At 40.3% G+C, this 15,023-nt stretch carries 4 protein-coding genes; 2 read left to right on the top strand and 2 right to left on the bottom strand.

Features of this window, described 5'->3' with window-relative positions:
* Positions 1-355: 355 nt before the first annotated feature.
* Positions 356-1,138: an iron-siderophore ABC transporter substrate-binding protein gene (locus ACFE90_RS13005; protein WP_375501075.1), complete on the bottom strand. Its 783-nt coding sequence runs from the start codon at positions 1,136-1,138 to the stop codon at positions 356-358.
* A gap of 266 nt (positions 1,139-1,404) precedes the next feature.
* Positions 1,405-4,113 carry a TonB-dependent siderophore receptor gene (locus tag ACFE90_RS13000; RefSeq protein ID WP_375501073.1) on the bottom strand — a complete coding sequence of 903 codons (2,709 nt, stop codon included), beginning with the start codon at positions 4,111-4,113 and terminating at the stop codon, positions 1,405-1,407.
* A gap of 894 nt (positions 4,114-5,007) precedes the next feature.
* On the opposite strand from ACFE90_RS13000, the gene ACFE90_RS12995 reads away from it, so the two are divergent.
* On the top strand, positions 5,008-10,344 hold the full coding sequence (locus ACFE90_RS12995) for an amino acid adenylation domain-containing protein (RefSeq protein ID WP_375501071.1): 5,337 nt from the start codon (positions 5,008-5,010) through the stop codon (positions 10,342-10,344).
* Entirely contained in the window at positions 10,337-15,004 is a 4,668-nt protein-coding gene (locus ACFE90_RS12990; protein ID WP_375501069.1) for an SDR family oxidoreductase, read from the top strand. Before ACFE90_RS12995 ends, ACFE90_RS12990 begins: the two co-directional genes overlap by 8 nt.
* The last annotated feature ends 19 nt before the right edge of the window (positions 15,005-15,023 follow it).

The raw sequence follows: 15,023 nt of genomic DNA, 5'->3' as shown, positions 1-15,023 counted from the left end.
ATACTCCCCCTCAAGTGTCCCCCTTGTCAATACTCTGCCACCTGAATCCTTACATTTAATCTAACATCAATACCTTTGCCAATTTACGAGGGTTCAACGCCCGTAGAAACGGGATGAATACGACCTAAAGCAGTAAGCTTGGCAAAAATCTGGGTTAATAAAATAGGCTCAGGCATTTCAGGAAGCATTTTTAAAATTTCGTTGTCGTTGTGAAAGACAATAACTCTATTATATCAGCCCTCTCCCTTCATACTCTTTTTTTGGCACAGGTATTGAGAATTAATACAATTAAATTCTAATAAGCTTTGTTGTTCCATACAACAAAGCATTGCTGGTAATATTTCTGTTTGATTACTTATTTTGAAATGATTTGAGGAGTGTCGATCAGGTATCTAAATAAGTCATCAATTATTGTATTGATTGCAAAGATATCGCCATCATGCCAGCGCAACCCGTCAACGAAATAAACTTGATTTCGTTGAACTGCTTTAAGTTGTCGCCACAAAGGTTTTTGTTGGAGCTTTTCTAAAGTCTCCTTAGCACTCTTGCTTCCCCAAGATAAAAAGAAGAGAACATCACCGTCAATATCAGACAGACGCTCTTCAGAAATATTTTCTATATAGAAAAAATTCCCCCTTTGTGACAATGGGCGTTCTAGCCCAATATGATTGATGACTCTGCCAACAGGACTTTTTTCACCATAAGACCAAATTCCAGATAATGCTTTTGTCGAAGCAACTGAAATTTGCATTTGGTGACGACGGCTACCCAAGGCTTGTTTAAGTTTTTCAATCCGCTGCCAATATTCCTTAATTAATTGATTGACAGCTTCTTCTTTATTTAAAACCTTGCCAAGGTCTAGCAAATCTTGATCCCAACGACGAGTGAGTAAATCGGGATGCCCTATGATGACCGTAGGCGCAATCGTAGATATCTGCTTGTAATAAACATTCAAAATATAAGGATGAGCCAAAATTAGGTCGGGTTTCAGGAGCAAAATCTTTTCGAGGTTTGGTTCATTTACGCTTCCAATCAAATCAACTCCCTCTACTTTGTCTCGAAGATATTCTGGAAAAGGCTCACTAGAATCATATCCCGTTGCAATTGGTTTAATCCCCAATGCTAGTGTATCAGCCAAAAAACTTGACCATATTGTTATGATTCGTTGAGGCTGGAGAGGGATACAAGTCTTTCCCATCAAATGTTGCACCTTTCGACAGTTTTGCATTGGCTGTTTCAAGCTTGTAGCACTATAATTCAGATTCTTGCTACAAGCCGAAATAAGTGCAAATATCAAAACTCCTAATAATAGTAGATAGATGAAACGACGTAAAAGCATTGAGAATCAGTACCAATAGGATAATTGCAACACGTTGTCCAGCCGATTACCAACACAACAGCGAGTTAAAGCTCCCAACGAATAGAGCCGATGATTGTCAAGGGCGCACCTCTTTCAAGACCTAAAGTGTAACCGTAGCTAGAGCTAAAATAGTCCGTATCAAATAGATTACGAATATTAATCGCAGCGTTAAAGCGATCTCTACGGTAGAAAATCGCCGCATCAGTACGCAAGTAATTGGGTAATTCAACTGAGTTGTCTGAAAGTGCCGCCCGCTCACCCACATAAAAAAGCCCTAAACCAAATCCCAAACCTTTGAGATTGCCCTTCTGGATTTCATAAGTTGTCCAGAGGCTAGCTTGATTTTCTGGCACACCCAGCAATTTATTACCTATAGAAATATCAATATCCTTGGTAACTTCTGCATCAGTATAGGCATAAGAACCGATCACCTTCCACCCTGGTAGAATCTCACCCGCGACATCTAACTCAATCCCTCGACTCCTTTGCTCCCCGACTTGAATCTGGATATCACGGTCATTTTGATCCCCTATTGTAACATTCGTCTTGGTGATTTGATAGACTGCCAATGTTGTTGAAAGCTTTCCGTCTAGAAAGTCAGTTTTAATGCCTGCTTCATATTGGGTTCCTTTGGTCGGCTTAAACGCTCTACCATCAGGATTGAATCCAGAGGTAGGAAGAAAAGATTGACTATAGCTGGTGTAGAGAGAAACCGATTTACTCGGCTGATACACCAACCCAACTCGGGGGCTGAAAGCACTATCATTTTGTTCGGGAGAATCAATTCCGCTATTTGTCTGATTTTGTGAAACCCAATCTAAGCGCCCCCCAACCAATAGCTTCAGGTTGTCTAAAATACTAACTTGATCCTGAAGGTAAGCACCGTAAGATTGGATAGATGAATCGAAACCATAATTTGGAATATATGTGGGATTTGAAATATTGTAATCTGGGTTGAAGATATCTAGATTAGGAAGAGGCGAATCGGAAATCAAAGCCTCATAAGTCTGAACATTGCGATTAAAATCAAAACCCACTAAAAGTTGGTGCGAAATCGATCCCGTTTTAAACTTTCCAAGCAAGTCGATCTGTCCAAAATAATTATCTATTGAGTATCCACGTCTTTCAGCGTTAATATCTACTAGCGAACTATCGTCTACTATATCTAATCCTCCAGCAAATGCGTCTCTAGTTCTAGTAGTAGTCACTGAAAAATTGTTACGAATCTGCCAGTTGTCGCTCAACTTTTGATTCAGGATGTAGCCAAATTTTTGAGTTTTGGCATCAATAAAAGTTAAATCAGGATAGCCGAGAAAGACATTCCGAGGGAGGAAGCTACCATCACTGAAAAACCAACTACCAGACGGATTCGGATATCCATTATAGTTAGTGTATTCATAGTATAGATTCAGGTCTGTTCGATCGCCCAATTTCAAAGTGATTGAGGGTGCGATCGTGGTTATATTTGTGTTGACGGAATCTTGAAACCCCTCCGAACTTTGGTAGTTAGCAATAAACCGATAGAGTACAGTTTTATCGGCATTTAATGGCCCTGAGAAGTCGATGCTGGGCTGATAATAGCCAAAATTCCCCGCTTCAAATCCGAGACTGTAGTAGGGTTCACTCAAGGGTTGTTTAGTGATCACATTGACGATTCCACCCGGTTCTACGGCACCAAATAGAACTGAGGCGGGGCCTTTGAGAACCTCTACTTGTTCGATCGTCCCAATGCCTGTTAGCGAAAAGCTATCATTATTGTAACCTGTATCTCGATAGCCATTGCGGAAATTCCCGAGCTGCACAAATCCTCTGATGATTCTGCCTCCGGAAGGCGCACCGAAGTTGGTTCCTGCATCAACAACGCCACTGACCGTTTCCACTGCCTCTTTTAAACTTCTTACCTTGCGATCTTCCAGCACCTGTCGCGGCACTACCTGAATCGATTGGGGAATATCGCGCAATGGTGTGTCGGTTTTAGTAGCAGTTGACGTTTCTGGTGCGTTATACCTATCTTGCTCCCCCGTCACCAACAACTCAATCGGCTCATCCTGCTGTGCTGTTGGTTGTTGCTGCGGTGTCTCGCTTGCTGGCTTTTGTTGATCTTGTGGTGTTTGTGGTTGCTGCGGTGGAGAAGTTGCTATTGCCGAAGAATTTATACCAAACACCAGCCCGGCATTATCATCAAATAACTCAACTGTGGGTAAAGTTTTCTCACCCACTACTGTCACTCGGACAGTATTTGCGTCAACATTTATTACTGTTATCTCAGTAATTTCTACAAGGGGTTTTTCTGAACGAAATATAAAAGCTTCTCCCGATGCTAAACGCAACTGTGCGCCAGGTATATCTGCAATAAAATTATTACCCGTACTGAGATTTTTAACTTGTAGTTGTTCCCCACGAGTCGTCTCTAAAATCAACTCCACACCTTTGTCTGTAGGATTGGCTTTAACTCCTATGATTGGTACAATTTGATCCCCACTTCTTTGTTCTGAATTTGGAGGGTTGCTTGGTGTTGGTGTCTGTACTAGCATTTGAGCGCTAGTTGCGGGAAGTTTGATTTCGCTGACTTGGGGAATGTTTTTACTTGCTTTACCAGGTGCTGTTTGGGGTGAAGTAGATTTCCCTATCACTTGGATAAAAGATTCGCCTTGAAAATCTTCTCGTACTTCCTCGCCTTTAGAAGGAGTGCTGATACAAAGAACAAACGTACCTGTCAGCAGCAGGCTTTGAAACAATTTATCTAACTTCATTTATCCGCTTATCCGCTTACACTCAATCACACTACTTGGTCGTACCTGAAGATACTAATGACGATCTCTGAAAAAAATTGTCATTTAAGTTGAAATTATTTGAATCATATTATGAAGCGATGCAAGACACAAGATAATTAATAGCTTTTTTCATTTAGCTATGGATGAATGGCACTAAGAAATGGTGTTTGTTGGGGTGAGGCAGGAGGCAAAGGGCAGCTATGCTGGAGTTTAAAAGCCTTGTTATATAAGCAATTCATCGCTATGCGACTTTCCTCCTCTCCTGCCTCCAGCATAGCTGCCTTTTCTTAATGACATTCAGCTATGGATATTAAACAATAAATTCTTCTAAAACAGCTTATTAGCTTGATATATAATCACAGATTATATATCAAGCTAATATTTTCTCTCTTGAAAATAGAGATTGGTGACTAAAAATTAAAGATGAGGACAAGTTAATTTTCATCGGGTGGTTGCGGGCGAGCGCTCGTGGAGTTTTAACTTGAAAATGGAGCATTGGTGATTTGTGCTTTGTCATAAAATATTAATTTTACCATAATTGACTTTCTGTAAATAACGTTTATAAATTTATCATCTATCTACAGATATAAATAAATATACATATGCAAAACTTATATAAGATGATTTTATTGATACTAACTTTCTATACTTTTTCTATTGCTAAAGCAACTCATTCTCGTTAGTGTAATCAAAGTGCAAATAAAAATTAGTCGCAATAACTAGATATTGCTCCCAGAAAATCACTAATCACTAGTTAAGATTTAGACAATTTTAAGTAATTGGCTGAATTAATTAACGATTCCCTCTTTATTTTCTCTAGTCAGAGCGAGAAAAAGAGCAGCAGTGTATCAAGGTCGCATCTAGAAAATCAAAATGAATCAATATTCTCATTGCTTCCTTGAAGCTTTTGGCAGTGGTTCTACATTTGTTGATTTACTGCGCTTAAGAAGCTCTACCCAGCCAAACAGAGATGCTTTTACCTTCTTGCTGGATGGGGAAACAGAACAAACAACGCTAACATATCAAGAATTAGATAGGCGATCGCGTCGAATAGCTGCTCAGTTACAAGCATTGGGTTTGACTGGAGAACGCGCCTTACTACTTTATCCAGCCGGACTAGATTTTTTGGTTGCTTTTTTCGGTTGTTTATATGCGGGAGTTGTGGCTGTAACGGCATATCCCCCTAGAAATGAGCGCAACACACCGAGAATAAAAGCTATTTCTATAGATGCACAAGCAGCGATCGCTCTCACTACAACAGAAATCCTGCCTACAGTGCGGTCTTTAATGTCACAAAAGACTGACTTAGAATCCTTACAGTGGCTAACTACAGATAATCTTGCTCTGGGAATAGAAGATGCTTGGCAAGAACCCTCTATTGATCGAGATACGTTAGCTTTTCTGCAATACACCTCTGGTTCTACAGGAACACCAAAGGGTGTAATGATTAGTCATGGAAACCTACTGCACAATGCTGACACAACTTACCAATTTATGGAGCATTCTCCAGAAAGTAAGTTCGTGACATGGTTGCCGATGTACCACGATATGGGTCTAATTGGGGGAATATTGCAACCCTTGTATGGAGGTTTTCCTTGCATCATCATGCCTCCAACTTCCTTTCTCCAACGTCCTTATCGTTGGTTACAAGCTATTTCTCATTACAAAGGGACAACCAGTGGTGGCCCGAATTTTGCTTATGAGTTATGTACTCAAAAAATTACTTCTGAACAAAAAAAGACTCTTGACTTGAGTAGTTGGAGTGTGGCATTTAACGGCGCGGAACCGATTCGGGATGATACTCTAGAGCGGTTTGCAGCAGCTTTTGCCGATTGTGGCTTCCGTAAAGAGGCATTCTACCCTTGTTACGGAATGGCTGAAACAACTCTGATGGTTTCTGGTGTGCAGAAGGCAACATCACCGATTATCAAGACAGTCCAAAAGTCTGCATTAGAATTGAGTCGGGTAGTTGAATCATCTGTTAAGGATGAGGATGTCTATCATTTCGTCAGTTGTGGTCGAGTTATACCACAACTGGAAGTGGCGATCGCTAATCCCGAAACCCTCAGTAGTTGTAAACCTGATGAAATCGGGGAAATCTGGGTATCTGGGCCGAGTGTTGGTCAAGGTTATTGGAATCGCGATCAAGAGACGGCAGAAACTTTCCATGCTTATCTATCAGACACAGGTTTAGGCCCTTTTCTGCGGACGGGAGATTTAGGTTTTTTACAAAATAACGAGCTTTTCATTACAGGTAGAGCCAAAGATTTAATTATTATTCGTGGTCGAAATCTTTACCCACAGGATATAGAATTAACCGCAGAACGCAGTCATCCATCTTTAAATTCTGGTGCTAGCGCAGCATTTACAGTCGAAGTTAACAAGGAAGAACGGCTGGTAATCGTCCAAGAATTGAAGTTTCGCGCCAAGCCAAATTTAGAAGAAGTTATATCTGCAATTCGCCAAGCTGTTACAGAAGAACATGAAGTACAAGTTTATGCTGTGGTTTTGATTAAACCAGGTAGTATTCCCAAAACTTCCAGTGGTAAGATTCAACGTCGTGCAACTCGCGCTCAGTTTCAGAATTGTGAATTGAATATCGTTGTCAGTAATATTCTTAAAATTAGCAACATTGTCAGAGAGGAAACTCGATTACAGCGTTCCGAACTTTTGGCGCTTTCCCCAAGGGAATGTCAACGGCTTTTAGAAATCTATCTGATTGAACAAGAAGCGAGAGTACTGGCGATCGCACCAGATGATATCATTCCTGATGAACCATTAAGCGTTCTGGGGCTTGATTCTTTAAAAGTGTTTGAATTGAAAAACCGGGTTGAGATTGATTTAGAGGTAGAAGTATCGGTAGCAGACTTCTTTGCAGGGATGAGTACGCGATCGCTAGCTACAAAAATCCTCGCTCAACTGACAACAGATGCACTACCGTCAATATCCTTAACTCAACAAGAAAAAAATACATCCATTCAGCCTCTATCTTTTGGCCAGCAAGGATTATGGTTTATCAATCAGCTAACTCCCGATAGTCCTGCATATAACATTCCTATAGTTATTAACTTAAAAGGCTGCATTAATTTAGCAATTTTACAAAATAGTCTTAACGAAATAATTAGACGACACGAAGTATTACGAACGAGCTTTACAGTAGTTGATGGACAACCAGCCCAAGTTATAAATCAAGCGCCACCTTTAACTTTGGCGGTTGAGGATTTGCGTTCATTTTTAGAAAGAGAACGCCCTCAAGAAGCGCAACGTTTAGCTACGGAATTTGCACAGCAGGCATTTGATTTAGCTACTCAATCGCTTTTGCGTGCTAAAATTTTACAATTAAGTGAGAAAAATTATCATTTAATTGTCACTCTACATCATATAATTGCAGATGGTTGGTCTATCGGTATTCTGATCAAAGAACTAGCTGCACTATATGAAGCATTCTCCACGGGCAAACTCCCAGCACTTCCTGAATTACCCATTCAGTATCGAGATTTTGTCAATTGGCAACGACAATATCTTGATTGCGATCGGATTCAATCTTTACTGACTTATTGGAAACAAAAGTTGCAAGGTCAGCTACCTATACTAAATTTACCAACTGACCGTCCGCGTAGAAGCTTTGCTTCTTCTGATCAAACATCGCCAGTTCAAAAATTCAAAGGCGCTCAAGGGAAACTAGTTCTTTCTCAAACTCTGACAAAAGAGCTAAAGAATTTGAGCCGTCATTTGGGAGTAACTCTGTTTATGACCTTGCTTACAGCCTTTAAAACGTTGCTGTATCGTTACACTGGTCAGACTGATATTGTAGTAGGTTCGCCAATAGCTAATCGTAACAGAGCAGAAACTAAATCATTAATAGGTTTTTTTGTCAATGTTTTAGTACTACGTACAGACCTTTCTGGCGACCTGAGTTTTCAGGAGTTACTGGCGCGGATAAAGTCAACAGCTTTAGAGGCATACATTCATCAAGACTTACCTTTTGAGAAATTAGTAGAAGAAATACAGCCAAATAGAGACTTGAGTTACAATCCACTATTTCAAGTAATGTTCGTTCTTCAGAATGTGCCAATATCAAATCCCAGACTGTCAGATGTCTCTATTACTTGTCAGGAGGCTTACAACGGGACATCAAAGTTTGATTTGACATTATTTATGGAGGATGACGAGCAAGGGTTGGTTGCAACTTGTGAGTACAACACAGATTTATTTAATGCAGATACTATTGCTCGAATGCTAGTACATTTCCAGACTTTATTGGAAAGTATAGTTAGCAATCCCGAACAACGCATCGCAAACTTGCAACTCCTGACACCATCTGAAGTACAGCAATTATTAGTTGAGTGGAATAATACCGAGACAGATTACCCACAAGATAAATGTATTCATCAACTGTTTGAAGCACAAGTAAAGAAAACGCCATCTAATATTGCTGTTATTTTTGAAAACCAAAAATTAACCTACCAGGAGTTAAACGACCAAGCTAATCAACTAGCACATTACTTACAAAAACTAGGGGTGAAGCCAGAAGTAATTGTAGGTGTCTGCATGAAACGCAGCCCAGAAATGCTGATTGCATTGTTAGCTATTTTAAAAGTAGGTGGGGCTTATGTACCATTAGATCCAGCCTATCCCCAGGAACGCTTAACTTTCATGGTAGAAGATAGTCAGACCAAGGTACTGCTAACTCAAAGCCATCTAGTTGAATTGTTTGCCAAATCGAATGTGCATATTGTCTGTATTGATAGAGATTCACAATTACTTACCCGACAGAGCAGAGAAAATCTGTTTAGTGAAGTAAAATCCAATCACTTAGCTTATGTCATCTATACTTCGGGTTCTACTGGTGTACCAAAAGGTGTGGCGATCGCCCATGAAAGTTGTGTTGCTTTATTAACATGGTCAAGAAAAGTTTTTACAGATGATGACCTTGTTGGAGTTTTAGCATCAACCTCTATTTGCTTTGATTTATCAGTATTTGAACTGTTTGTTCCTCTCAGTTGGGGTGGTAAAGTAATTCTTGTAGAAAATGCTTTACACTTACCCTCATTGGTTGCTGAGGTAAGCTTGGTTAATACAGTCCCAAGCATCATTGCAGAATTACTGCAAGTAGATGGTTTACTTCCTTCAGTCAGAACGGTTAATCTTGCTGGTGAACCACTGCAAAATCAACTTGTGGAACAGATTTATCAAAATGATCGTATTCAGAAAGTTTTTAATCTTTACGGTCCGTCTGAAGATACAACCTATTCTACGTTTGCTCAAGTAAATAGAGATAGCAACGTAACTATCGGTCGTCCTATTGCCAATACACAAATTTATTTACTTGATACTAAGTTACAACCAGTACCAATTGGTGTCCCAGGAGAAATTTATATTGGTGGTGCTGGTTTAGCTAGAGGCTATTTAAACCGACCAGAGTTAACAAAAGAGCGGTTTATATCTAATCCGTTCAATAATAAACTTGAATCACGGCTATATAAAACTGGAGATTTAGCTCGTTATTTACTTGATGGAAATTTAGAGTACTTGGGGCGAATTGATCATCAAGTTAAGATTAGAGGATTTCGGATTGAGTTAGGTGAAATTGAGAATGTATTGTTCAAACATCCAGCAGTACAGAAAATTGTAATTTTGGCGCGAGAAGATAAACCACGTGTTCAACAATTGGTGGCTTATATTGTTCTTTTACCAGACGAAACACTTACAACTAGTGAACTGCGAAGTTATCTCAAAGAACTGTTACCGGAATATATGATTCCTGGTGTTTTTATCTTCTTAGACACCTTACCACTTTTGCCTAACGGAAAAGTAAACCGTCGTGCTTTACCTGTACCAGAAGACTTGCGTCCAACATTGACGACTACTTATGAAGTACCCCAGTCGGAAATGGAACAGCAGATAGCAAAGCTTTGGCAAGAGGTGTTACATATTGAGAAAGTGGGTATTCATGATAATTTCTTTGACCTTGGTGGGCATTCACTACTGATGATTCAGGTTAATCATAAACTGCGGACAATTTTGCAGCGAAATATATCAGTTGTAGAAATGTTTCAGAATCCGACTATTTACTCACTGGCGCAATATTTAAGTCAACAGCGACAGCTTTCTTTTACAGGAACACGCAATCGCGCGAATAAACAAATTGAGGCTATAAATCGCCAAAAGCAACAATTGAGTAAGCAAGGTAAAAAGATTTATGATTAGCACTATAGATAATGATGCTGTAGAAGGCATTGCCATTGTTGGGATGGCAGGGCGTTTTCCGGGTGCTAAAAATATTGAAGAATTTTGGCATAATTTGCAATCTGGTGTAGAGTCAATTTCTATCTTCACAAATGAAGAGATAGTATCTGACGGTATCGATTCCGTTACACTCAGCGATCGCAATTATGTAAAGTCTAGTGCCATATTAGAAAATATCGATTTATTTGACGCTGCATTTTTTAGTTTTAATGCCAAAGAAGCAGAAGTTACTAACCCCCAAAACCGGATTTTTTTAGAGTGTGCTTGGGAAGCATTAGAAAATGCTGGCTATGATTCCAATAGGTATGATAGTCGGATTGGAGTTTATGCTGGTGCTAGCCTAAATAACTATTATTCATTAGATTTAAACCGCGATCCTATAGGATCAGCACAATGCTATCAAACATTAATTGGCAATGATAAAGATTTTCTAACTACCCGTGTTTCTTACAAATTAAATCTAACTGGCCCAAGTATTACGATCCAAACAGCTTGTTCAACCTCATTAGTTGCAACAACACTTGCTTGTCAAAGTTTGTTGAATTATCAATGTGATATGGCTTTAGCTGGTGGGGTTTCTATCCACATACCCCAGAAAACAGGTTATTTGCATGAATCGGGAGGAACGCTATCTCCTGATGGTCATTGTCGTGCTTTTGATGCCAAAGCAGAGGGAACGACTATTGGTAATGGTGTAGGAGTTGTTGTTCTCAAGCGATTGAGCGATGCTCTAGTAGATGGTGATTGTATCCATGCTGTAATTAGAGGTTCAGCCATCAATAACGATGGTTCTGGTAAAGTTGGCTACACAGCCCCTAGCGTCAATGGTCAAGCAGAGGTGATTGCCGAAGCGATGATGCTTGCGGGAGTTGAGCCTGAGACAATCAACTATATTGAAGCTCATGGTACTGGTACAGCCTTAGGCGATCCTATTGAAATTGCCGCCCTCTCTCAAGCTTTTTGTAGCAGTACCAACAAAAAAGGCTTCTGTGCCGTTGGTTCAGTGAAAACAAACATTGGTCATCTAGATGCAGCAGCTGGGATTGCCGGACTGATTAAAACAGTTTTAGCCCTGAAACACAAGCAGATACCAGCAAGCTTGAATTTTGAGCAACCAAATCCCCAGATAGATTTTGGCAACAGCCCCTTTTATATCAATACAAAGCTAGCAGAATGGAAAACAGGAAGTACTCCTCGTCGTGCTGGCGTGAGTTCCTTGGGTATAGGTGGGACTAATGCTCATGTCATTCTAGAAGAAGCACCAGTACAAGTCAAAAGTCAAAAGTCAAAAGGCAAAAGTAAATATTTATTGTGTCTATCGGCTAAAACTAGCTCTGCTTTGGAGACAGCAACAGTAAATTTGGCTAATTATCTCAAAGCGCATCCTAATGTGAACTTAGCGGATGTTGCCTATACCCTGCAAGTGGGGCGTGCTGAGTTCAATCATCGTCGCGTGCTGGTGTGTCAAGATATTGAGGATGCAGTCTTACAAGATCCAGAAAGAGTTTTCACTCGCTTAGTTGAAAGTGGCAATCGCCCCATCGTTTTCATGTTTCCTGGACAAGGCGCTCAATATGTGGACATGGGTAAAGAACTTTACCAAACTGAACCGATTTTTAAACAACAGGTTGATTTATGCTGTCAATTGCTGCAACCTCATCTTGGGTTGGATTTGCGTTCACGAAGTGACTCCGCAGGAGTATCGCTGATTTATCCCAACGAGTCTGAGTCAAAAGCCGCAGCAGAAAGACTACAACAAACTGATATCACTCAGCCGGCATTATTTGTTATAGAATATGCTCTTGCTAAATTATGGATCTCATGGGGTATTTCTCCCCAAACGATGATTGGTCATAGCATAGGGGAATATGTAGCAGCTTGCCTTGCTGGTGTATTTTCCCTGGAAGATGCTTTGGCAATAGTAGCTATCCGTGGACGACTGATGCAGCAACTTCCAGCCGGTGCTATGCTTTCGGTTTCACAAACAGAAGCAGAGATTAAAACTTTATTAAATGAAAATTTATCTTTAGCCGCCAGCAATGCTCCTCGTTTGTGCGTAGTTTCTGGAACCCATAATGCTGTAGACACGATTCATGAGAAACTTACAGCATTAGGTGTAGAGTGTCGCCGTTTGCATACTTCCCACGCCTTTCATTCTGCGATGATGGAACCTATTATTGAGCCATTCATCAAAGAAGTTAAAAAAGTCAAACTAAATCCGCCGCAGATTCCTTTTATCTCTAACGTCACAGGAACCTGGATAACAGCAGAAGAAGCCACAGATCCCGATTACTGGGCAAGACATTTACGCCAAACAGTGCAGTTTGCAGCCGGCATCTCTGCGTTGCAGCAAGAGGCAAATTGCATCATGCTAGAAGTGGGGCCAGGAAGCAGCTTATGTACTTTTGTTAAAAAGCATTCAGATTCTCTAGCACTCTGTTCATTACGACATCCTCAAGAAAAACAGTCAGATACAGGATTTTTACTGAACACACTCGGCAAACTCTGGTTATATGGAGTACAGGTAAATTGGTCAGGATTTTACGCCCACGAACACCGTCATCGTCTCCCACTACCAACATATCCCTTTGAGCGGCAGAGTTATTGGATTGAAGACTATAAACATAGACAGGATAACAGTGCTAAACCTGTGTCATTTGGCAAAAAGCCAGATATTGCCGATTGGTTCTACTTACCTTTATGGAAACAATCTATACCTGCTGTACTGTTGAACCAGAAGGAATTGATCACTCAGAAGTCTTGCACTCTTGTGTTTCTCGATGAGTACGGTTTGGCAGAAGAACTGGTTAAACGACTTCAGCTTGATGGTCAGGATGTAATTATAGTGAAGGTGGGGTCAAAGTTTATTAAGTTGAATGAGCGTGCATATAGCCTTAATCCTAGACAACGTAAAGACTATGATGCCCTGCTCAATGAACTAGTAGCACAAGATAAGATCCCAAAAACGATTGTTCATTTATGGAGTGTGACTTCTGTTGGTCAGATTCAATCTGGACTCGCAGGAGTTGATGAAGCCCAAGAAAAAGGTTTTTATAGTCTGCTGTTTTTAGCTCAAGCACTTGGAAAACAGCGGATCGCCGATGAGCTGCAAATAACGGTCATTTCCAACAATATACACTCAGTGACTGGAGAAGAGGTGCTATGCCCAGAAAAGGCGACTGTACTAGGAGCTGTTAAGATCATTCCCCAAGAATATCCAAATATTAACTGTCGTAGCATTGATGTTGTGATTCCCAAGGAAATAAGTTGGCAAGAGGAGAAACTTGTAGATCAGCTGCTCAATGAGTTACAAATCCAATCCTCCGATATAGTTGTTGCCTACCGTGGTTTTCATCGCTGGGTGCAAACCTTTGAAGCAGTCCGATTGGAGGAAGCAAAGGGAGAAACATCACGATTAAGGGAAGGAGGAGTGTATTTGATCACAGGTGGACTCGGAGGCATTGGACTTGCTCTAGCGTCACACCTAGCGAAGGCGGTACGGGCCAAACTAGTTTTGATCGGACGTTCAGCTTTTCCTCCTAGACAAGAGTGGGAACAATGGCTAGCTACTAACGATCGCCAAGATCATATCAGTCGTAAAATTTTGAAAGTAAAGGAACTTGAAGAACTAGGTGCAGAAGTTTTAGTACTGAGCGCTGATGTGGCTAACCTTGAACAGATGCAAGAAGCGATCGCAAAAGTTCAGAAACAGTTTGGTAAAATCAATGGTGTTCTTCATTGTGCAGGCATTGCTGATTATGCAGGTGTGATTTCTCGAAGAACGCGAGAGATGACAGAAAATATTATGGCCCCTAAAGTCAAAGGAACACTAGTATTAGATAACCTTTTGAAAGATGTTAAGTTGGATTTTTTGATTCTTTGTTCATCTCTTAGCTCAATTATTTATAGAAAGAAATTTAGTGAAGTTGGCTATTGCGCTGCCAATGAGTTTCTTGACGCTTTTGCTTATCATAAAATAAATCAAGATCGGACATTTACAGTTTCTATTAACTGGACTGATTGGCAAGATGTTGGAATGTCAGTAGAGGCGGTGAAGCGATTAGTTAATAAACAAGATATTTCTGATGCTAAATCTTTATTAATAGATGCTTTATTACCTTCAGAAGGGATAAAAGTTTTTAGACATATTCTCAACAGTGCAGTCCCACGAGTTGCAGTATCAACTGAAGATTTAACAACTCTGATAGAACGCGATCGCAATTTTAATGCCCAAGCTCTTTTGGAATCTTTAGGCAAAAGTAACCAGTCGAAATCGTTACATCAACGACCTAAACTGAGTAATGCTTATTTTGCTCCTAGAAATCAGACTGAGCAAACAATTGCAGCTATTTGGCAAAAACTACTTGGTATTGACTTAGTAGGTATCCACGACAACTTTTTTGAACTCGGTGGCGATTCTTTAGTAGGTGTTCAAGTTATTTCACAATTAAGTAAAGAATTGCAGATAGAAATTCCTGTAGTCAGTCTTTATGAAAGTCCAACAGTCAGTTCTTTGAGCAAAGCTTTAAATATGGAACAGGCTGACAAACCTATGGAAGAAAGGAGCGGACGGGGGCAAAGACGAAGAGAGAAAAGAATGCAACAGAAGGGCGCTCTATAAAAAATTAATCAAAGAGGTA

The sequence above is a fragment of the uncultured Nostoc sp. genome (assembly GCF_964245445.1).
In the GTDB taxonomy this organism is placed as follows: Bacteria; Cyanobacteriota; Cyanobacteriia; order Cyanobacteriales; family Nostocaceae; genus Nostoc.
Note: the sequence above shows the minus strand (reverse complement) of the source record. Positions and strands in the feature narration are given on the sequence as shown.